The sequence below is a fragment of the Bacillus sp. JK106 genome (assembly GCF_053663355.1).
Genome location: NZ_JBSJQC010000002.1, coordinates 445,925 through 465,100, shown reverse-complemented (window position 1 = coordinate 465,100; position 19,176 = coordinate 445,925). Strand labels below are relative to the sequence as shown.

Below are 19,176 nucleotides of genomic sequence, written 5' to 3'. Positions count from 1 at the left end.
TGCGGCTGTCATCTTTATTTTAATAATCTCAGTCCGTTCAGTATGACCAGAATCGTGCTCCCCTCATGCCCGATTACGCCAAACGGCAGTTCCATCACCTGCAGAAAGTTGGCGCAGATCAAAAGGCAGATGACCGAGAGCGAGAAAACAATATTCTGCTTAATAATCCGGTTCATTTTCCTTGAGAGTCTGCACATTTTCACAAGCTTGTGAAGATCATTTTTCATAAGGACTAAGTCAGCCGTTTCTAGAGCCACGTCCGTGCCCCCGCCCATCGCAATACCGACGTCAGCGGTTTTCAGAGCGGGCGCGTCATTAATGCCGTCTCCGACCATGGCGATTGTGCCGTACGTTTCTTTCAGCTTCTTCACTTCTTTTGCCTTTTGGTCCGGCAGACAATCGGCAACAACCGTCGTCATGCCCGCCTCTTTCGCGATGGCAGCCGCAGTTTCAGACTGATCGCCGGTGAGCATGGCTGTTTGAATGCCCAGTGATTCAAGCTCAGCCATCACGGCTTTGGCTTCAGGGCGGATTTGATCCTTTAAGGCGAAGCAGCCTGCAATCCGGTCATCTTTTTTAACAAAGACCAGTGTAAAGCCTTTATCCTTTAATTCTTTTCCCGATGTCTGCAAAAAAGCATCTGCCGCATGTTCGCCTGCAAATCCCGCTTTTCCGACCATCCATTTGACGCCTTCTATTTCAGCCTGAACGCCGAATCCCGACGTCTCGTCAATCGATAGATGGCCTGCGGGCGCGGCGCCCCGGCTTTCGGCAAATTCAGCTATCGCTTTTGCAAGCGGGTGGCTTGATTGCTTTTCTATCGCATACACCGCCTGCATGATCTCATCTTCACTCACATGTTCCGCTGCTTGAAATGCCGCGACTGCCGGCTGTCCCTTTGTGACCGTGCCGGTTTTGTCAAATGCGATCATCCGTACGCTTCCCAGCTGCTCTAAAAACACACTTCCTTTAACCAATAATCCGTTGCGGGCCCCATTTGAGATAAGGGAAAGCGCAGCGGGCATAATAGAAGCGACAAGCGCGCACGGGGAGGCGACCACCATAAACACCATCGCCCGGTAAAAGGTTTCACTCCAGCTCCAGCCTAAAGCGAAATGAGGAACGAATAAAAGCACAGCCACGGCTAACAGCACGCCTTTGACATAGACACTTTCGAATCGCTCAATAAATGCCTGAGCCGGTGACACGCTGTTTTGGGCTGATTCCACCAGCCGGATGATTTTTCTGAATAAAGACTGTTCATTTGTTTTCGTCACACGGACCGTTAAGGAGCCGTTTCCGTTTACCGTTCCTGTAAACACAGAATCTCCTGCTGTTTTTTCCGCCGGCATCGCTTCACCCGTCAGCGCCGATTCATCGAGGCTCGTCACGCCAGACTCAATGATCCCGTCTGCCGCTACGCGTTCGCCCGGCTTAATGACGATCATGTCACCGCTCTTAAGTTCAGCAGCCGGCACCCGCTTTTCCCGTCCGTCCGCAAGCAGGGTCGCTTCCTCCGGTTCCAGTTTCATCAAAGATGTTAAATCACGGCTGCTTTTATTCATCGTATATGTTTCGAGCGCGCCGCTTAACGAAAAAATAAAGATAAGAACAGCGCCTTCCGCCCAATAACCGATCAGGGCGGAGCCGACAGCCGCAAAAATCATCAGCAGTTCCACATTTAACGCCTTCGTCTCAATGGTATCCTCAATTCCCTCTTTCGCTTTTGCAAATCCCCCGATCAGGAAGGCAAGGATATACAAAGTGACGGACAGGCCTTTTGTTTCGGTAAAAAACCAGGCCGCAAGAATAAGGACGCCGGATACGAGCGCCGCAATGAGTTCTGCATGCTGGATCCACTTTTTTCCGGCCCGCTCTTCTTGTATCTGCTGTTGTGAATGGGTTTGTGTCATCACTTGTTCATTCATTATGAATTCTCCTCTCTAATTGAGAACGCAAATCATCTTCAATTCCCCGATAAAAGTAAAACAGCCGCCTGACAGGCAGCATTTTCACAGTGTTATCGCAGTGTTTTCTTTATTATAGCATGCCGGCGGAAGATTTCAATTATAATTGTTTTAATTTCTTTTTGATAATAATTATCATTAGTGTTTCTTCAGCTGTTCATTATATGCAAAAAAAGGTGCGGGAGGAATTCCTCCCGCGCCTTTTTAATTCTCTGACCATTCTTTTAATTGTGAGGCGGTCATCGGACCGACGATCTTTTTTTCGATTTCTCCTTTTTCATTCAGCAGAAATGACGTGGGAATCGTCATGACATCGTATTCCTTCATAAGCTCGCCTTTCGTGTCAAGAACAATCGGGAATGTGAGATGGTGCTGAGTGACAAAGTTTTGAACGGTATTTTTATTTCGCTCGGCATTCATCAAATTTACCGTTACAAGGCTTACATCATCAGACTGATGCTGTTCAAAATAGGTTTGGAATTGCGGCAGTTCTTTTTTGCACGGCGGACACCACGATGTCCAAAAATGTAAAATCGTTTTCTGCCCTTTATTCGGAATCGATATTTCGTCTCCTTCAATCGTCTTCATCAGAAACACGGCGGGAACTGCCTGTTTTTCTGATGAGGCTTTTGCTTCAGGCATCCAGACGGCGGCAGCTATCAAAAGGACTGCACATACAATTAGGCGGGTTTTATGCATATGATCTTCCTTTCACGCGTTTCGGATAGCTTGCCCTTCCTTATTGAAATGTATCAGCCTTTTCAGCTTTCGATCCGGGGCGCTGTTCTTCCGCCGCCCGTCAAAAACACGGAGACACCGAGGTCTTTGCAGATCGTCGCGTAATGTAAACTTGTCAGAAGAATCATGCCGGTATTCATACCGAGTATAATGCCGAGCATTTGCAATTCCGGCATAGAACCGAGCACATACATCATCGAAAGCCCTACAATGCTGCTCCATACGTTATGATAAAACGCCGTTTTCACGTGGCCGATGCCGATCAGACAGGCTTGAAGCGGCATCACAAACAGATGAAAAAGAAAAAACGGCCACAAAAGCTGCAAATAATACTGCGCTTCCGGAGACTGAAAAAACAAATGGGTCAGCGGGCCCGCGAACTGAAACATGACCCAGACCGCCGGAATGCCGTAGCCGAATGTAATAAAAATCGCTTGTCTCAGCCGTTTCAGCACAATATCATATTGGGACAGCGCATACGCTTCTGAAATGCTGGGAATCATGACGACCATCAGCGAATGGGCGATAAATGCGGGAAACGAACCGATTGTCATCGCTACACCGGCAAGCATGCCGTATTGATCAATCGCGGCTGTCCCGGCTGCCCCGGACGCCAGCAGCGCTCCTTTAACCAAGAAGGGTTCAACTGCGTTTGTCACCGCATGAAATATACGAAGTCCCGTTGTCGGGATGGATACGGCCAGGAGGCGTTTCCTCACGTCTTTCCCGCGAAGATGGATGTGCTGATGGCCGGAAAGCGCCCTCCGCGCCAAAATAAACTGCGTATACAAGTAAACGAACACCACAACATCGCTTGCGACCAGCACAAATAACGAAATGAGCACGGCCATATCAATTTCAAAAGAGTACCATTGAAAAAAGATAAACAGACAAAGCACTTGAATGATTTTTTTCAAGACATTCGCAACCGCGATTTTTCCCATTTGCTGCACACCCATAAAATAACCTCTGGCGATGGATGTAAAAGCGACGACTGGAATCAGCCCGATGACAATCCCTTTAATAAAGGGGTGATACGTATCGAATACAGGAATGAACGGCAGCGCGACGCTTGCGGCCGCGGTTGAAAACGCGGTAAAAACGGCGGTCATTCTGAAGGCATGCCGGAGCATGCTTTCATGCAGCTTCTGATTGGATTCCGCGATGAATTTTGAAATAGAGATCGGAAGCTCCAGACTGGCGATCACGATAATTAAAAAGATGGTGGGCAGAATGCTCATGTAAAGCCCCATCCCATGCTCGCCAAGCTCCCGCGCCAGTATCATATTCACGACAAATTCCAGACATTCCGCGAAAAAGGCGGCGATGGATAAAAGAATGATCCCTTTCACAAATCGATTCATGGTGTCTCTCCTTGTCTCACGTTCTTCCATCATCATATGAGACAAGTTCTGAAAATATTTTCGATTTCTCAAAATTGAAAAAAGCATAGCGGGGATATTTTTGATCCCGCTATGCTTACATCGCAAATACGTGTCTGCCGATCCGTTCGATAATTTTTCGGGAACGGATCCAGTGATCAGATGCCGTTTTCGGATTGTAGAAAAACAACGCGTTCGTTTCTCTGCCCGGATGGTCAAGCGCCTCATTTGCAGCGGCGATGGAATCCTTATCCGGCTTTTGATTAATGCTTCCGTTTGCTACCGGTTCAAATGCATTCCTTTGATAGATCACGCCCCGAATGGTATCCGGGAAACCGTTTTTTTCAGTGCGGTTCAGCACTACGCTGGCTACGGCAACCTTCCCTTTATAAGATTCACCTTTCGCTTCTGCGTGAACGAGACGTGACAGGAGTTGTCTGTCAGCGCGGGAATACGTTTTTTTCGGCGGCTGATAAGCCGTCTCTTCCGGTTTTGCTTTCATCTCTTGGTGAGATGAAAGCTTTATCGGTTGGATAGAATGCTTATGATCCGTTTTTGAAAGCTTCGGAACCGGGCTTTTTTTATTTAAATCAGCAACCAGGGTGCTGGGTTCTTGCTTTGGCTTCTTCGCAAAAGTAAACAGAGCTTCTGTATGTTCAATTTTTGATGCAGGCATAAAACATAGAAAAAAGACAGCCAAGGCAGCAAATTTTGTCGTCATACGATTTCCTCCTTAAATACTTCACTACCTTAACAAGAGCTGTGCGCAAATTCACGTTTAAAGATTTTCCAGTGCTCCCAATCAGCTTTTATAATGGAAGAATTTTGTTAACAGCCTTGTTATTGGCAGGAAAACAGCCGTCATTTTCACAACATTAACCAAATAGCAGTAAAAGTATCCATCGGAGGGATTTTACATTTTGTTTACATCTGTTACAGCCAGATGAAATGAGAAACTGAACCCAAAAAAAGACTCCTCAAGGGCGAGGAGCCGTCAGCTTCTTGGCTGTTCTAAATACTGGAAGATAACATCTCCGCCCTGCTGGGCAATACCGCGGAAATGCTTAAAATCTTCCTGCTTCGATAAAACTGCTCGAAATGCAAGAAAATGTTCTTTCTGCACCCTGAATTCTTTGATTTCACCGGTGCGCATTTGGTTGATACGTTCTGAAATTTCCTCAGGCAGCAACGAATACAGCCTCCTTTTCTCGGCTTTTTCCCGAAAAACAATATACCATCTTTCCCCCGCCGGGACAATGATTGAGCGGGCTGATACCCATATCGCTTTACTTCTTAAAGAAAATACTGCAAAATATTTTCAAACAGGATTTATGATAAAGGAGAGGAAGCTCGTGAAAATTGCTAAGGTTGGAAACGTCATTGAATTTAAAAACGGATTAACCGGTATTGTTGAAAAAGTAAATGAAAACTCCGTCATCGTTGATGTAACCATCATGGATAATTATCGTGACCTTGAATTAGATTCCCTCACTGTCGTCAACCATAAGAATTATAAAATCATCAGAGACTCCTATTAAACCCCCCGAACAATCCGAACCATTTACATATCCCGCACAAAAGCTGCCGCCCGGCAGCTTTTTCAAATGAATTCAGATCTCGGTCATTTCCACAAAAAAATCACCGGTCTCATCTTTATTGTAAAGATTTGTGACGGATGTATAGTAGTTGGTTATTTTACCGCGGAATTCAAGCCCACGCTCGGGCGCCTTGATGTCAAATGTTTTTTCGTACAAAAGGACGGCAATATCATGATACGTTTCAGAGGTCACCTTCAATACGAATGAAATCATACGGCCGTTTTTACCCGCACTTTCTTTACAATCATACATTTTCAGCCTTACACCGTTTAACTCTAACGGCTCCATAACGAACACTCCTTCTTTTTACAGGACATGCTACCATGCTGGCCATTCCTTTACAATTGATCCGCTCCGAATAAGAAAAAACAGCGCAGGCCTTTACAAACATACGTTCCCTATTTTATAATGAAACAGACGAGCTGCCATCCAGCACCCGTCACGTATTGAAGCGGCGAGTACACTCCCCCCGGGTTTACTCGTCTTTTTCTTTTCTCCAAATGATCTCTCTTTCCCTTATAGAAGTTCTGTGCGAATATCATGCACCTTTTTGGCTGCGTGGCAGAGACGAAAAATACCCCCGCTTAAAAGCCGGGGGTATTTAGGTTATATTCCGAGACCGCCGGCACTCCCGAGGAAACTTCCCATTCTTCACCGAACTTTTGAATAGCATATAGTCGCAGTTATCACATCGTCCTGCTGTAATCAAGACTACATTTAAAATAAGGGGTCATACATATTAGACATATATAATATGCAAATGCACCCGATTGTTAAGTGTATTACTTCACAAATTATCCAATTTGCAGTTCATTTGTTACAAGAAGTTCACCTAGTTTCTAAAGTATAGGTTTTTCCATTACTACTGTTTTAACTTCATAAACATTAGGGTTGGTAACCGTTTCTTCTTTATAAACTATGTAACCCATTCTTTCGTACAAGCTTATATTTTTTGGTAATGATGCACGAACACGGCATTCTATTTTCTTTTTTTTATTTTCAATAGCATAATTCTCAATCCATAATAATATTGCTTTCGCTATCCCTTTTCCTCTTGCGTGTGATGTAACGGATAATCTTGAAAAATATATCGAGGTATCTTTTAATGTGATTCTAGAAGAAGCAACTGGTTCCCCATCTACAAAGCACAACAATGCTTTTTCTAATCCTTGTTTCATTGCATTTAATAGATGATCTAACGGTTCATTTAATGCACTAGAGGGAACTTCAAAAAATCTATATTCTTCAAATGCCTCTAACATAATTTTATGCACAATCTGATATTCTTCTGCACTTGCTAATCGTATTTCTAACTTCATTTTTTCCCTCCAAGTTGATGTTATTTAGAACTATTATATCTTTTTTATAATTTTCTGTTGTGCTAACAGCCATGTTTCTTCCGTAAATTAAATTTTTATTTATTACAGGAATGCTGCCCGGCTAAAAAAAGCAACTGCTCTTATTGCAATTGCTTTCGTTTTCACCCATTAGGTGAATTGCATTTTATATATTTTTATACCTGAGCGTAAGCAATCTTAGAAATAAACTGAATAGACTATACTTGCTCTTTTAAAGAGACTTATAATGGTCGCAGAGGTGGTCAAAATGAAACTAAATGCAGCGCCGCGCCTAAACGCCGTTATGAAGGCGAAAGGGTGGACGCAGGTAAGACTTTCGGAAGCATCTGGTGTGCACAAGGTTCGATATCGCGCTTCGATAAGAATAGTCGCCACGAAGACTGGCACGTTTTTTCGATTGCGAAAGCGCTCGACGTAGAAGTCGATGAGCTATTCGAAATTGAGGACGCTGAATAAATAGAACGTATTGAAAAATCCCCGCCTAAAAGACAGGGATCGTGGTCACACTATGGCTTCTTCGGGTCACAGTCGGGTCACACTTCGCTGTGACTCGCTCACATTTCCGTCTAAAACTGACGCTAAATCTTCGGGTTTTACCGTGACCTCACTCCGTTTCACACTTCGGACCGCAACCGGGGGTATTTAGGTTATATTCCGAGTCCGTACTCCGTCTGAAATTAACGGTTGTCAATCGTCTCCGGATACATATCATGATTCATCATCCGATGTTCGGCCATTTTTTCATATTTTGTTCCCGGTCTGCCGTAGTTTGTATACGGGTCAATGGAGATTCCGCCTCTTGGCGTGAATTTGCCCCATACTTCAATGTAGCGGGGGTCCATTAATTCGATCAAATCATTCATGATGATGTTCATGCAGTCCTCGTGGAAATCTCCGTGGTTGCGGAAGCTGAAAAGATACAGCTTCAGCGATTTGCTTTCCACCATTTTTTCGTCCGGAATATAGCTGATGTAGATGGTTGCAAAATCCGGCTGTCCCGTTTTCGGGCAAAGCGACGTAAATTCCGGGCAGTTGAATTTAACGAAATAATCACGGTTCACGTGTTTATTCGGAAATGATTCCAAAACCTCCGGCGCATATTCAAATAAATAGTTTGTCCCTTGATTCCCCAGGAGCGTAACTCCTTCTAATTCTGATTCTTTTCTTGTCATATAAATCTCCCTTTCTATTAAACTCCCCGTTTATTGCCCCAAAGCAATGTATGCAGCTGAGGCAGGACTCTGACGAGATTCAGATCCGAATCGGCAGAAACCTTATCAACAAGTGTTTCGTATTTTCCGAGCAGATGTGCGATCAATGCCCGGTCGTCCGTCGTATGGACGTTATCGTTTCCGACCTGAAGGTAAAACGGAATATTCGGATACCGCTTGTGCACGGTTTTCGCGAATTGCAGATCTTCATCATTAAAAATGACGACCTTTAAGCTGACCGCGTTAAGCCTTTCTGCCGCATCAAGCGAAGACACAATGTGATCGAGCTTTGCAAAATCGGTTGTCATCCCCGAACTTGGCGGCTTCGGTGAAATCGTCAGGTCGTTAATCATTGTGAACCAATCCTGATAGACCGTTCCCTGCGTTTCTAAAGCGGCGCGCACCCCGTGCTCTTTCAGCAGCAGAATCAGCGCGTCAAGCTGCTTTAACAGCGCCGGGTTTCCTCCTGAGATGGTGACATGAGAAAAGGCGTCTCCGCCGATTTCTCTCAGCTCGCGGTAAATGTCTTCCGCTGTCATCCAGCGGATATCTTTTTTGGCTGAGCCGTCCCATGTAAAAGCGGAGTCGCACCAGCTGCAGGAGTAGTCGCAGCCCGCCGTGCGGACGAACATGGTTTTCTGGCCGATAACCATGCCCTCCCCTTGTATCGTCGGTCCGAAAATTTCTAATACCGGAATTCCTTTAGCCATTCCTATCACCTTTTTTCGGGCGGTATACGCAATAGCTTGTCGGGGTTTCCCTGACAAAAACCTGCACGCAGACCGGCTGATTCTCCAGTGTTTCGAGGTAGGACTGCACCTTATCATAAATCGTTTTGGCCACGACCTCGGTCGTCGGCAGTGAATATCTGTCATCTTCAGAAAATTCCTCATGGTCATTCAGCAATGTATGGTCATAAGCGCCGTGCACCAATTTCTTCAGCACGCTGAAATTCACGAGAAAGCCTGAATCGTCCAGTTCATCCCCCGCAACTGTAATATTTACTGTATACGTGTGCCCGTGGACTCTGCTGCACGCTCCTGCGCTTTCGCGGGGAATAAAGTGCGCGGCTGAAATGTGCATATCCTTATTCAACTCAAACGAATAAGGATGCTGAACCTGCGGGTAAATTTGAGAAAGCAATTAGTTCCGCTCTCCTTTCATTTTCATATATTCATCATATCCTTTATTACGGAGCAGACATGCCGGGCATTCGCCGCATCCGTCCGCAATGATGCCGTTATAGCAAGTCAGTGTGTTATTCTTTACAAAATCAAGCGCGCCGAGCTCATCCGCAAGTTTCCACGTTTCTGCTTTGTTCAGCCACATAAGCGGCGTATGAATGACGAACGGCTTTTCCATCGCCAAATTGACGGTGACATTGCAGGATTTGACAAACTCGTCACGGCAGTCCGGGTAGCCGCTGAAATCAGTCTCGCAAACACCGGTGATAATGTGGCGCGCACCGATTTGATATGCAAGAATCGATGCAAAGGATAAAAATACAAGGTTGCGTCCCGGTACAAAGGTTGTCGGCAATTCCCCGTCCTTCGCTTCAATTTCGATATCATCTCTTGTCAGCGCATTCGGCGCAAGCTGATTTAAAAGAGACATATCAAGCAAGTGGTTTTTGACACCGAGCTTTTCGGCAATCGATTTTGCCACATCGATTTCTTCTTGGTGACGCTGATTATAATGGAATGTAACAGTTTCCACTTCTTCAAAGTTTTGCAAAGCCCATAATAAACAAGTCGTGCTGTCTTGGCCTCCGCTGAACACCACAACTGCTTTTTCTTTTTTCATGTCTTTCTCTCCCTTATCTATCATTCCATAAAAAAAGCGCCTTTTTCGGAGAAGGCGCCCTAAAAAACATAAAAAAACCGTATCCAAGGATACAGCTCGTCCTTAGTTTTTTATAGAGGGTGTAGCTAGAACCTCTCCCGCATCAATACGGATTTTCTTCTTTTTTTCACTTTTGCTATCATACCATAATATTGTTTCCCGTGACAATAAAAAAACAGCCTGAAACCTGTGTCAGGCTGCAAAAGCGGATTTAAGCCCCGCGTTTTTTCCCCGGAAATACCATCAGCGCAATCCCGATCAGAACAAATAAAGCAGGCCAGAAAACAGAAACCGGAATGATCGGCTGATACGTCATCATAAAGCAAAGTGCTGTCAAGGTCAGCACCGCAACCGGGATGAGCAGCGCCTTCTGTTTCCCGCCGAACAGCCACAGCTCAAATAAACCGAATGCCGTTGCCAACAGGTAAACAGGCCATGTCACATCGGAGTAGAACCAATTGGTTGCCGTTTCAAAGACAAACAAGAACCCCGTAATCAATAAGATGCCGCCCGGTACGAGAAGCCCCGCGTTTTTGACAGGTTTCGGGCCGAAAATCGGAATGTGAAAAGCGGCGCCCAGCAACAGAATGAGAACGGGCCAGCCGCGTTCGCTGATGACTTCATTTGCATTGGTGAATATGCCGAAAATGCCCGCGGCGCACAGAACCGCAGCAGCAGTCAAAAGCCCTCTTTGCCTTCTGCCGAACAGCCAGGCTTCAAACAGCCCGAACGCAACGGCAAAGAGGTAGACAGGCGATGTCACATTTGCGTATGTCCAATCCGTCAGCGTTTCAAACCATAACAAGCCGCCCGTCACAAGCAAAATGCCGCCCGGAATAAGAAGGCCCGATCTTTTTTTCGGCTGCATAAAGGCAGCGGCGTGAAACAAAAGCCCGGCTGCGATGATCAAAAGCGGCCACAGCCCCGTCATCAGCATACCGGCAAAGCATAGTGCTCCCGCGGCTGTCAGGATGAAAGCAGGAATCAATACGCCGATCTTTCTCCCGCCGAAATACCACAGCTCAAACAGACCGAGAGCAGGCGCCCATATATAAACAGGCCACGTCACGCCTGAATACGTCCATCCCGTTGCGGTCTCAAAACAAAACAGGCAGCCCAGCACAAGAAACATACCGCCGGGAACGAGCAGTCCCGCCTGTTCAGGCGTTTTTTTCGCAAAAATAAATCCGGCGTGAAATCCTGCGGACATTATAATGAAAAGAAACGGCCACGCCGAACCTGCGGATATATGTATAACTCCCGCCTTCTGTAAAAAAAACGCAATGCCGATACAAATAAAAATAAATCCCAATAATACACGTCGATCCTTCATCTCTTACTCCTCCCCATCATTTCCCAATTCATTATACAGAAATGGCAGGAAAAAAGAAGGGGAATTCCCAAAAAATACAGACATTTTCCTTATATCCTTATTTTTCTTTCGGGATTTTTTTGCAAATCAATGCGCCGATGAAAGCGAGACTCACATACCCAAACACCGGATAAACGGTGGAAATCAGCTGCCCGTAACCGATTTGGCTGATAATGAAAGCAAACGCCAAAATGCCGCCGTAAATATATGTACTTTTTATATGAAGAAAACTGTTTAATTGTTTTTCCAATCCGTATAAATTGCCGATAACCGACGTAAACACTTCCCCGAAAATAATAAACAAATAAATGATATGAAGCGAACGCGAATACGAATAGACAACTTGAGCCATCGGAATGTCAAACTCCAGCACATCCGGCAGCACCGATAATGATAAAAAGCTCGCGGCAAGCACCAGTGTCAACAGAACGCCGCCTATATAAGCTCCCCTTCTGATCACCTTCTCTGAAGACATTTCGTTCGCAAGCGGCACAAGGACGGCTTGGGCGAGCGATAAATTTAACGCGCCGTAAGAGACGGCGGACAAAAGCCAGTTCCACTTGTCAGGCCATACCCATTCGTCCGCGTTTCTCGTGCTTGTAAATACAAATGAATCAGCTGTCACGATAAAAGAGAAAGAAATTAAAAGCGGCACCACCAATATATTGACGCCGAACACACCTTTAACACCGCTTGTCATGACGGCAAGGCTCAGTACGATCGTCAGAAGGATCCCCGCTTGTGCGGGCCAGCCAAGCTGTTCATGAAATAGCGCTCCAGCTCCGGACAGCATGACAGAGGTCACTCCCAGCAATATAAACATCATAAACATGTTCACGGCGCGGCCGATGGACTGGCCGAATAAATATGTGTTCAATTCCTGATAAGATGCTGCATGAATCCGTTTGGAAATAATCATGATTTTGGCGCCTAAATATGTAAACATCAGACCGCTTACCACGATACCGAACAGACCGATCCAGCCGAACTTCAGAAAAAACTCAACGATTTCCCGTCCCGTGGCAAAACCGGCTCCTACAACCGTGCCTACGTATACAAATGCAAGCTGACTTGCAGAACCTTTTGTTTGTCCCATTTCACCCTCCGGCTAAGCGCAGATTTGTCCAGGCCTTTATATATGCTTATGAGACAAGTCTCCCGAAAAGACGAACAAATCGTCCTTCCCCGGAAAAAACAGATTCAGCTCTCTCCTCTAAGCAAAAATATTGAAAGAAAAAAAGGGCCGGCGTATACTCTTCATCAAGAAAGGTCAAAGCATTTCATTTCCTTTCCGACTATATTGGTCAAAAATAATCAAACCTCACGAATATCACTTATCATGCTGTAAACATTTATTTTTCGGGGTTTGAAACAAAATACTTGAAAGTCAAAGAAGGTCAGAGTATACTAATAATCAAAGAAGGTCAAAGTTTCGGCCTTATTTTCTAACCCATTTGGTCAAAGATGATCAAACATTTTTCGAGGAGGTTTTGGCAAATGCGTTGTCAACATTGTCAGAAAAACGAGGCGACGATTCGCCTGAACATGCAAGTCAATTCCATTCAAAAACAATTCGTTTTATGTGAAACATGTTATACAGAATTAACCCGAAAACCGTCTATGAGCATGGGGCCGCAATCATTCGGATTCCCGTTTGAGCAAGGTTTCGCTCCCAATCAAAATAAACAGCAGGCCGGCCCTGAAAAAGGCCTGCTCGACGAGCTCGCTCAAAACGTCACAAACGGCGCAAAAGCAGGTCTGATTGACCCTGTGATCGGCCGCGATAATGAAGTGGCGCGCGTAATTGAAATTTTGAACCGCCGGAATAAAAACAATCCGGTGCTGATCGGTGAACCGGGCGTCGGTAAAACGGCTATTGCAGAAGGCCTCGCGCTTAAAATCGCTGAAGGCGATGTGCCGAACAAATTGAAAAACAAAGAGCTTTACCTGCTTGACGTCGCTTCTCTCGTCGCCAATACAGGGATCAGAGGCCAGTTTGAAGAAAGAATGAAACAATTAATGAACGAATTAAAAGAACGGAAAAATGTCATCTTGTTCATTGATGAGATTCACCTTCTCGTAGGCGCCGGCTCTGCCGAGGGATCAATGGATGCCGGGAACATCCTGAAACCGGCGCTTGCCAGAGGCGAGCTGCAGGTCATCGGGGCGACAACGCTGAAAGAGTACCGCCAGATTGAAAAAGATGCGGCGCTTGAAAGACGCTTCCAGCCTGTCATGGTTCACGAGCCTACAATAGAACAAGCCATCAGCATTCTGGAAGGCATTAAAGATAAATACGAGAAATATCACGGCGTCACATTCAGCAATGAAGCGATAAACGCCTGTGTTACGCTTTCATCCCGTTACATTCAGGACCGCCACCTGCCGGATAAGGCGATCGACTTATTAGATGAAGCCGGCTCTAAGGCGAACCTGGAGCTTGATACCGTAAATGAAGAAGATGCGGCTGAGAGACTCAAAGCAATTGACGCGGAGAAAACAAAAGCGCTTCATGAAGAAAATTATGAGCTTGCCGCGAAACTGCGTGATGAAGAAGCGGCATTGGAAAAGCAGCTGGCGCATGAAACACCGACCTCTTCACCTGAAATCGGGGCGGAGCATATTCAAGCCATCATTGAACAGAAAACAGGCATTCCGGTCGGAAAACTCCAGGCTGATGAACAAGTCAAAATGAAGGAACTTGAAGAGCATCTTCATCAGCGTGTCATCGGTCAGGAAAAAGCCGTGAAAAAAGTGGCGAAAGCGGTCAGACGAAGCCGCGCCGGCTTAAAATCCAAAAACAGACCTGTCGGCTCCTTCCTCTTTGTCGGACCGACCGGAGTCGGAAAAACCGAGTTATCAAAGACACTCGCAGATGAACTGTTCGGTACAAAAGATTCCATTATCCGTCTCGATATGAGTGAATACATGGAAAAACACGCCGTATCAAAAATTATCGGTTCACCGCCGGGATATGTCGGACACGATGAAGCCGGTCAATTAACGGAAAAAGTGCGCCGCAATCCGTACAGCATCGTGCTGCTCGATGAGATTGAAAAAGCCCACCCTGATGTCCAGCATATGTTTCTGCAGATTATGGAGGACGGACGTCTGACAGACAGCCAGGGCAGAACGGTCAGCTTCAAAGATACCGTTTTGATTATGACTAGCAACGCTGGAACCGGCGAAAAACAGGTGAAAGTCGGATTCCAATCTGAAGAGAGCGTCATGGAAGAACAAACGCTGATTGATTCACTGAGCGCGTTCTTCAAACCGGAGTTTTTAAACCGGTTTGACAGCATTATTGAATTCCAATCCCTAAAAAAAGAACATCTCGTGAAAATCGTCAGCCTGCTTCTCACAGAGCTTGAAGACACATTAAAAGAGCGCGGCATCAGCCTGAGCGTCACCGATGATGCGAAAGAAAAAATCGCTGAAATCGGCTACCACCCCGCTTTCGGAGCACGCCCGCTCAGAAGAACCATCCAAGAATTGATCGAGGACGAAATGACAGATCTTCTATTGGATGACAACGAAATCAAAGCCTTCCATGTCGTAATGGAAGAGGACGGCATCAAAGTCCGGGCACAATAACAAAAAAGCGGTTCCCTCCTCGCGGGGAGCCGCTTTTTTGTTATTTCTCCATGCCGGAAGAGAGAAACTGTGAAGAATTCGGGAACAATTTCTCAATCACCCTAAAGTTCCATGCACTGCCACCGATATTAACCATAGAAAGCTAGTATAAAGGATTTGGTGAAAACTATGGATAAAACATCGATTATCGGTATCATCCTCGCCGTGATTGCTTTAAGCGTGGGCATGGTGCTGAAAGGGGTCAGCTTAAGCGCACTCGCTAACCCGGCAGCTATTCTGATTATTTTGTTCGGTACGATTTCTGCGGTGATCATCGCATTCCCCGGAAAAGAAATCAAAAAAGTGCCTGCCCTTTTTAAAGTGCTGTTTAAAGAAAACAAACAGCTGACAATTGCGCAATTAATTCCTATGTTCTCTCAATGGGCGCAAATCGCCAGACGTGAAGGTCTGCTCGCATTAGAAGCAAGCATTGAAGACGTGGATGACGCATTTTTGAAAAACGGCCTGAGCATGGCGGTTGACGGACAAAGCGCAGAATTTATCAGAGATATTATGACTGAGGAAGTTGAAGCGATGGAAGACAGACACCAGGCCGGCGCAGCCATCTTTACACAAGCCGGCACATATGCGCCGACACTCGGCGTTTTGGGTGCGGTCATCGGCCTTATCGCCGCTCTTTCCAACATGAACAATACCGAGGCGCTCGGACATGCCATCAGTGCGGCGTTTGTCGCCACCCTTCTCGGGATTTTCACAGGGTATGTACTTTGGCATCCCTTCGCCAACAAACTGAAACGCAAATCAAAGCAGGAAGTCAAACTGCGTGAAATCATGATCGAAGGCGTTCTGTCAGTGCTTGAAGGACAGGCCCCGAAAGTGATCGAACAAAAACTTCTCATGTATCTTCCTGCGAATGAACGCGCAAAAGTCGCTGAACAAGAAGGAGAGGCAAACAATGGCGAGAAAAAAGAAGAAGAAGCATGATGACGAGCATGTGGATGAGTCTTGGCTGATCCCGTATGCGGATTTGCTCACCCTTCTTTTGGCTCTGTTCATTGTATTGTTCGCCATGAGCTCGGTCGATGCGGCGAAATTCCAAATGCTGTCTAAATCATTTAACGCCGTGTTTACCGGAGGCACGGGTGTTCTTGAATATTCAAGCGTCACCCCTCCTGAAAACGAAAAAGACGGCATTGATCAGTTAAAAAAAGACAAGGAAAAAGATAAAGAACAGAAAAAGAAAGAAAGAGAAGCAGCCGACCGCGAAGAACTTGAAGGCGTGCAAAAGCAAGTCAATCAATTTATAAAAAACAAAAAGCTTGAAACTCAGCTGGAAACAAAGATGACTAAAGAAGGGCTCTTAATTACCATTAAAGACAGTATCTTTTTTGATTCCGGACGGGCGGATATCCGTCAGGAAGATATTCCGCTTGCCAAGGAAATCTCGAATCTCCTTGTGCTGAATCCGCCGAGGAACATTATCATCAGCGGACATACGGACAATGTGCCGATTAAAAACTCACAATATCAATCTAACTGGCATTTAAGCGTCATGCGGGCCGTCAACTTCATGGCTATTCTCACGGAAAACCCGAAACTTGACGCAAAAGTATTCAGCGCCAAAGGTTTCGGAGAGTATAAACCGGCCGTGTCGAACAAAACCGCTGAAGGGCGCAGCAAAAACAGGCGCGTCGAGGTATTGATACAGCCTAGAAACGCCGCGACTGACCAAAATCAGTAATATAAAAAAGGAAGCCTTTCAAACGGCTTCCTTTTTTTATTTCTGATGAAAATGTTTAGCGTTTAACCCCACTCTTTTCAGCATTTCCGTACACATTTCTATCTCTTCATCACTCAGCACACTGATCATTTCTTTAATTTCTTCAGCATGATTAGGGAAAATATCGTCCAAAAGACGGATTCCCTTTTCGGAAATTTGTGCGAAAGTCACTCTTCTGTCAGTCGGCGAGGCTTTTCTGATGAGAAGTTCTTTTTTCTCTAATTTGTCAACAACGTATGTAATACTTCCGCTCGCTAATAAAATTTTGTCGCCGATCTGCTGAAGCGGCTGGTTGCCTTTGTGGTACAGCAGCTCAAGCACCGCAAATTCCGTCGGGTTCAGACCGTGCTTATGAATATGTTTATTCATATGGTCGTTAATAGATCGGTACGCACGTGACAGTACAATAAATAATTTCAATGAGTTTTCTGTTTTATCCGTCATACATTCAATCATCCTTTTACAAAAGAAACCGTTACAGAGAAACATTAATAAACAAAATGAAAAATGTCAACAAAAATGTTTCCAAAATTTCTCTTCTTTTTGTCTGGCCTTAATAAAATAATTTGTTTTTCTATCATTTTGGTTATTTTTTCTTATTAAAGAAGTATAAAAATGATATAATACCTCTATTCAAGTGTAATGTTGGAGCGATGCAGAGTGAATACATTTAAAGGTGCCCGGGGAAAGATCAAACTTTATCTCATATTGGTGATCATCCCGGCACTTATTATCAGCTTTTTCATTTATGAAAAAGAAAAGCAGAAAATAGCCGATAAACACATACAGGAAGCCAGTATGATGCTCAACCTTCACCGCAATAAGCTCAATTATTTAATCGGTGAAACAAAAGCCCGGATGACAACACTTGCGATCGCTGTCGATAAGCCTGTCAATGAAGAAAAGATCATTGATATTCTCGATCAGGCTTTTGAGGATGAACCCAGATTCAGCGGTCTGTATATGCTGAATTCCAAAGGTGATGTCATCGCAAGCACGACTGATCTGAAATCAAAGGTGAATTTGGCCGACAGACCGTATTTTACGAAGGCGAAAAAGACGAAAAAAACGGTTATCACAAATGACTACTCCAGCAGAATTACAGGCCAGCGCATCTTCACGATCTGCGTGCCGGTGTTAGACGCAAAACGGGAAGTCACGGATTATTTAGTAGCCGCCATTCAAGTCGATTATTTGAGAAATATGATCAATATGCTGAGCCCTGACGTTTATGTCAAGGCAACCAATCAGAATAAAGTGATATTTGCCAGCGGACGGGCTGATCAATCAGAAGGGGTGCAACCGGTCAGCGGCTATCTGGATGATATTAATTGGAATATCAATGTTTATCCGAAACCGGTTGAGCTGAACGAGCTGACCAAAAGCGTGCTGCTGCCGATGTCCAGTATTGCCGTGCTGCTGAATATTCTGTTCATCCTCGTTCAATATTATCTGCTTAAGCGCAAGACCCAGCTGGAGCGCGCTCAAAATGAAGCGCAGAAATTGGAGCTGATCGGAACGCTTGCCGCCAGCACCGCCCATGAAATCCGCAACCCGCTTACAGGGATCAGCGGCTTCATTCAGCTTTTGCAGAAAAAATACAAATCGGAGGAAGATCAGCTGTATTTCTCAATTATTGAGCAGGAGATTAAACGGATCAATCAGATTGTCAGTGAGTTTTTAGTGCTCGGTAAACCTACTGCTGAACGGTTGGAAGTGAACTCGCTGCAGGATATTCTTGATGAGATTATGCCGATTATTTATTCTGAAGGGAATCTGTATAATGTGGAAGTGAATGTGGAGATTCTCGTCAATCGGCCGCTCAAGGTCAACTGTACGAAAGACCATATTAAACAGGTGATTTTAAATGTCGCAAAAAACGCACTGGAATCCATGCAGGAAGGCGGCCGGCTGTCCATCTATTTAGAAGCCCGCGACCATAAAGCAGTCATTAAGGTGGCCGACAACGGAATGGGCATTTCTGAAGATATGCTTGAACACATTTTTCTTCCGTTTGTAACGTCAAAGGAAAAAGGCACCGGCCTCGGCCTTGTCGTATGTAAACGAATCATGCTGATGTACGGCGGTTCGATTGACATTCAAAGCGAAGTCGATAAGGGGACAGAGGTCACCATTACCCTCCCTGCCGCTTCACGATGAAAAAAACACCCTGGATCGGGGTGTTTTTTATTTAAAGAAGAATATGTGTAAGAGGATATACCAGAGGAACGGCATCATAGCCGGCAGATAGTACGAGGCGCTTCGTGAGCCGTGCCAGCGGAAAAATCTGCTGACTGTACGCGGTCATCTTTCGGATGCGGCGCTTGATCAGGA

The 19,176-nt window shown here is 45.4% G+C and carries 19 protein-coding genes, 2 pseudogenes and 1 riboswitch; of the genes and pseudogenes, 6 read left to right on the top strand and 15 right to left on the bottom strand.

Annotated elements, in window-relative coordinates; all coding sequences use genetic code 11:
- Positions 1 to 14: 14 nt before the first annotated feature.
- The 5 genes from ACWJJS_RS07995 to ACWJJS_RS07975 form a co-directional block, all read right to left on the bottom strand.
- Positions 15 to 1,928 (bottom strand): heavy metal translocating P-type ATPase, encoded by a 1,914-nt coding sequence (locus ACWJJS_RS07995; protein ID WP_454023472.1) that lies wholly within the window; start codon positions 1,926 to 1,928, stop codon positions 15 to 17.
- A gap of 243 nt (positions 1,929 to 2,171) precedes the next feature.
- On the bottom strand, positions 2,172 to 2,666 hold the full coding sequence (gene stoA / locus ACWJJS_RS07990) for an endospore biogenesis thiol-disulfide oxidoreductase StoA (RefSeq protein WP_039251632.1): 495 nt from the start codon (positions 2,664 to 2,666) through the stop codon (positions 2,172 to 2,174).
- Positions 2,667 to 2,728: 62 nt separating this feature from the next.
- Positions 2,729 to 4,069, bottom strand: coding sequence for a polysaccharide biosynthesis protein (locus ACWJJS_RS07985; RefSeq protein ID WP_039251635.1), 1,341 nt, complete (start codon positions 4,067 to 4,069; stop codon positions 2,729 to 2,731).
- Between the two features lie 115 nt (positions 4,070 to 4,184).
- Positions 4,185 to 4,808 (bottom strand): cell wall hydrolase, encoded by a 624-nt coding sequence (locus ACWJJS_RS07980; RefSeq protein ID WP_070081729.1) that lies wholly within the window; start codon positions 4,806 to 4,808, stop codon positions 4,185 to 4,187.
- Positions 4,809 to 5,081: 273 nt separating this feature from the next.
- Positions 5,082 to 5,276 carry a hypothetical protein gene (locus tag ACWJJS_RS07975; protein WP_014304905.1) on the bottom strand — a complete coding sequence of 65 codons (195 nt, stop codon included), beginning with the start codon at positions 5,274 to 5,276 and terminating at the stop codon, positions 5,082 to 5,084.
- A gap of 163 nt (positions 5,277 to 5,439) precedes the next feature.
- Here ACWJJS_RS07975 and ACWJJS_RS07970 point away from each other — a divergent pair, with 163 nt between their 5' ends.
- A complete protein-coding gene (locus tag ACWJJS_RS07970; RefSeq protein WP_003154669.1) occupies positions 5,440 to 5,625 on the top strand; it encodes a YkvS family protein in 186 nt (61 codons plus the stop codon).
- Positions 5,626 to 5,697: 72 nt separating this feature from the next.
- On the opposite strand, the gene ACWJJS_RS07965 is transcribed toward ACWJJS_RS07970, so the two are convergent.
- The 3 genes and pseudogenes from ACWJJS_RS07965 to ACWJJS_RS07955 all read right to left on the bottom strand — a co-directional run bounded on the left by ACWJJS_RS07965 (position 5,698) and on the right by ACWJJS_RS07955 (position 7,004).
- On the bottom strand, positions 5,698 to 5,973 hold the full coding sequence (locus tag ACWJJS_RS07965) for a DUF3219 family protein (protein ID WP_014304904.1): 276 nt from the start codon (positions 5,971 to 5,973) through the stop codon (positions 5,698 to 5,700).
- 313 nt (positions 5,974 to 6,286) lie between these two features.
- Positions 6,287 to 6,382, bottom strand: a pseudogene (locus tag ACWJJS_RS07960) (hypothetical protein); the annotation flags it as partial.
- Positions 6,383 to 6,524: 142 nt separating this feature from the next.
- Positions 6,525 to 7,004: a GNAT family N-acetyltransferase gene (locus tag ACWJJS_RS07955; RefSeq protein WP_454023471.1), complete on the bottom strand. Its 480-nt coding sequence runs from the start codon at positions 7,002 to 7,004 to the stop codon at positions 6,525 to 6,527.
- A gap of 286 nt (positions 7,005 to 7,290) precedes the next feature.
- On the opposite strand from ACWJJS_RS07955, the pseudogene ACWJJS_RS07950 reads away from it, so the two are divergent.
- A pseudogene (locus ACWJJS_RS07950) lies at positions 7,291 to 7,499 on the top strand (helix-turn-helix domain-containing protein).
- Between the two features lie 221 nt (positions 7,500 to 7,720).
- Here the strand turns inward: ACWJJS_RS07950 and queF are convergent.
- The 6 genes from queF to ACWJJS_RS07920 form a co-directional block, all read right to left on the bottom strand.
- A complete protein-coding gene (gene queF / locus ACWJJS_RS07945) occupies positions 7,721 to 8,215 on the bottom strand; it encodes a preQ(1) synthase (RefSeq protein ID WP_003154673.1) in 495 nt (164 codons plus the stop codon).
- 17 nt (positions 8,216 to 8,232) lie between these two features.
- A complete protein-coding gene (queE, locus tag ACWJJS_RS07940; protein WP_003154676.1) occupies positions 8,233 to 8,964 on the bottom strand; it encodes a 7-carboxy-7-deazaguanine synthase QueE in 732 nt (243 codons plus the stop codon).
- Positions 8,957 to 9,397, bottom strand: coding sequence for a 6-carboxytetrahydropterin synthase QueD (gene queD, locus ACWJJS_RS07935; protein ID WP_025650398.1), 441 nt, complete (start codon positions 9,395 to 9,397; stop codon positions 8,957 to 8,959). The genes queE and queD overlap by 8 nt, the downstream gene beginning before the upstream one ends.
- Positions 9,398 to 10,057 carry a 7-cyano-7-deazaguanine synthase QueC gene (queC, locus tag ACWJJS_RS07930; RefSeq protein WP_003154679.1) on the bottom strand — a complete coding sequence of 220 codons (660 nt, stop codon included), beginning with the start codon at positions 10,055 to 10,057 and terminating at the stop codon, positions 9,398 to 9,400.
- A gap of 96 nt (positions 10,058 to 10,153) precedes the next feature.
- Positions 10,154 to 10,198: riboswitch (PreQ1 riboswitch) on the bottom strand.
- A gap of 109 nt (positions 10,199 to 10,307) precedes the next feature.
- A complete protein-coding gene (locus ACWJJS_RS07925; RefSeq protein WP_257988936.1) occupies positions 10,308 to 11,429 on the bottom strand; it encodes a hypothetical protein in 1,122 nt (373 codons plus the stop codon).
- A 97-nt stretch (positions 11,430 to 11,526) separates the two neighbouring features.
- Positions 11,527 to 12,564 (bottom strand): YkvI family membrane protein, encoded by a 1,038-nt coding sequence (locus ACWJJS_RS07920; protein ID WP_326360039.1) that lies wholly within the window; start codon positions 12,562 to 12,564, stop codon positions 11,527 to 11,529.
- Positions 12,565 to 12,965: 401 nt separating this feature from the next.
- On the opposite strand from ACWJJS_RS07920, the gene clpE reads away from it, so the two are divergent.
- The 3 genes from clpE to motB all read left to right on the top strand — a co-directional run bounded on the left by clpE (position 12,966) and on the right by motB (position 16,803).
- Positions 12,966 to 15,062, top strand: coding sequence for an ATP-dependent protease ATP-binding subunit ClpE (gene clpE, locus ACWJJS_RS07915; protein WP_070081723.1), 2,097 nt, complete (start codon positions 12,966 to 12,968; stop codon positions 15,060 to 15,062).
- Between the two features lie 168 nt (positions 15,063 to 15,230).
- Positions 15,231 to 16,046, top strand: coding sequence for a flagellar motor stator protein MotA (gene motA / locus ACWJJS_RS07910; protein ID WP_003154684.1), 816 nt, complete (start codon positions 15,231 to 15,233; stop codon positions 16,044 to 16,046).
- Positions 16,018 to 16,803 carry a flagellar motor protein MotB gene (gene motB / locus ACWJJS_RS07905; protein ID WP_069473375.1) on the top strand — a complete coding sequence of 262 codons (786 nt, stop codon included), beginning with the start codon at positions 16,018 to 16,020 and terminating at the stop codon, positions 16,801 to 16,803. Before motA ends, motB begins: the two co-directional genes overlap by 29 nt.
- Before the next feature lie 36 nt (positions 16,804 to 16,839).
- On the opposite strand, the gene ACWJJS_RS07900 is transcribed toward motB, so the two are convergent.
- The gene (locus tag ACWJJS_RS07900) at positions 16,840 to 17,286 is read right to left on the bottom strand and encodes a MarR family winged helix-turn-helix transcriptional regulator (protein ID WP_077722130.1); all 447 of its coding nucleotides are present in this window, start codon (positions 17,284 to 17,286) and stop codon (positions 16,840 to 16,842) included.
- A 198-nt stretch (positions 17,287 to 17,484) separates the two neighbouring features.
- Here ACWJJS_RS07900 and ACWJJS_RS07895 point away from each other — a divergent pair, with 198 nt between their 5' ends.
- Positions 17,485 to 19,002 (top strand): ATP-binding protein, encoded by a 1,518-nt coding sequence (locus tag ACWJJS_RS07895; protein WP_050556563.1) that lies wholly within the window; start codon positions 17,485 to 17,487, stop codon positions 19,000 to 19,002.
- Positions 19,003 to 19,176 lie beyond the last annotated feature (174 nt).

Bases quoted from the DNA above. Each gene is read 5' to 3' on its own strand.
- ACWJJS_RS07995 (WP_454023472.1), bottom strand. From the start codon at position 1,928: ATGAATGAACAAGTGATGACACAAACCCATTCACAACAGCAGATACAA.
- stoA (WP_039251632.1), bottom strand. From the start codon at position 2,666: ATGCATAAAACCCGCCTAATTGTATGTGCAGTCCTTTTGATAGCTGCC.
- ACWJJS_RS07985 (WP_039251635.1), bottom strand. From the start codon at position 4,069: ATGAATCGATTTGTGAAAGGGATCATTCTTTTATCCATCGCCGCCTTT.
- ACWJJS_RS07980 (WP_070081729.1), bottom strand. From the start codon at position 4,808: ATGACGACAAAATTTGCTGCCTTGGCTGTCTTTTTTCTATGTTTTATG.
- ACWJJS_RS07965 (WP_014304904.1), bottom strand. From the start codon at position 5,973: ATGGAGCCGTTAGAGTTAAACGGTGTAAGGCTGAAAATGTATGATTGT.
- ACWJJS_RS07955 (WP_454023471.1), bottom strand. From the start codon at position 7,004: ATGAAGTTAGAAATACGATTAGCAAGTGCAGAAGAATATCAGATTGTG.
- queF (WP_003154673.1), bottom strand. From the start codon at position 8,215: ATGACAAGAAAAGAATCAGAATTAGAAGGAGTTACGCTCCTGGGGAAT.
- queE (WP_003154676.1), bottom strand. From the start codon at position 8,964: ATGGCTAAAGGAATTCCGGTATTAGAAATTTTCGGACCGACGATACAA.
- queC (WP_003154679.1), bottom strand. From the start codon at position 10,057: ATGAAAAAAGAAAAAGCAGTTGTGGTGTTCAGCGGAGGCCAAGACAGC.
- ACWJJS_RS07925 (WP_257988936.1), bottom strand. From the start codon at position 11,429: ATGAAGGATCGACGTGTATTATTGGGATTTATTTTTATTTGTATCGGC.
- ACWJJS_RS07920 (WP_326360039.1), bottom strand. From the start codon at position 12,564: ATGGGACAAACAAAAGGTTCTGCAAGTCAGCTTGCATTTGTATACGTA.
- clpE (WP_070081723.1), top strand. From the start codon at position 12,966: ATGCGTTGTCAACATTGTCAGAAAAACGAGGCGACGATTCGCCTGAAC.
- motA (WP_003154684.1), top strand. From the start codon at position 15,231: ATGGATAAAACATCGATTATCGGTATCATCCTCGCCGTGATTGCTTTA.
- motB (WP_069473375.1), top strand. From the start codon at position 16,018: ATGGCGAGAAAAAAGAAGAAGAAGCATGATGACGAGCATGTGGATGAG.
- ACWJJS_RS07900 (WP_077722130.1), bottom strand. From the start codon at position 17,286: ATGACGGATAAAACAGAAAACTCATTGAAATTATTTATTGTACTGTCA.
- ACWJJS_RS07895 (WP_050556563.1), top strand. From the start codon at position 17,485: ATGTTGGAGCGATGCAGAGTGAATACATTTAAAGGTGCCCGGGGAAAG.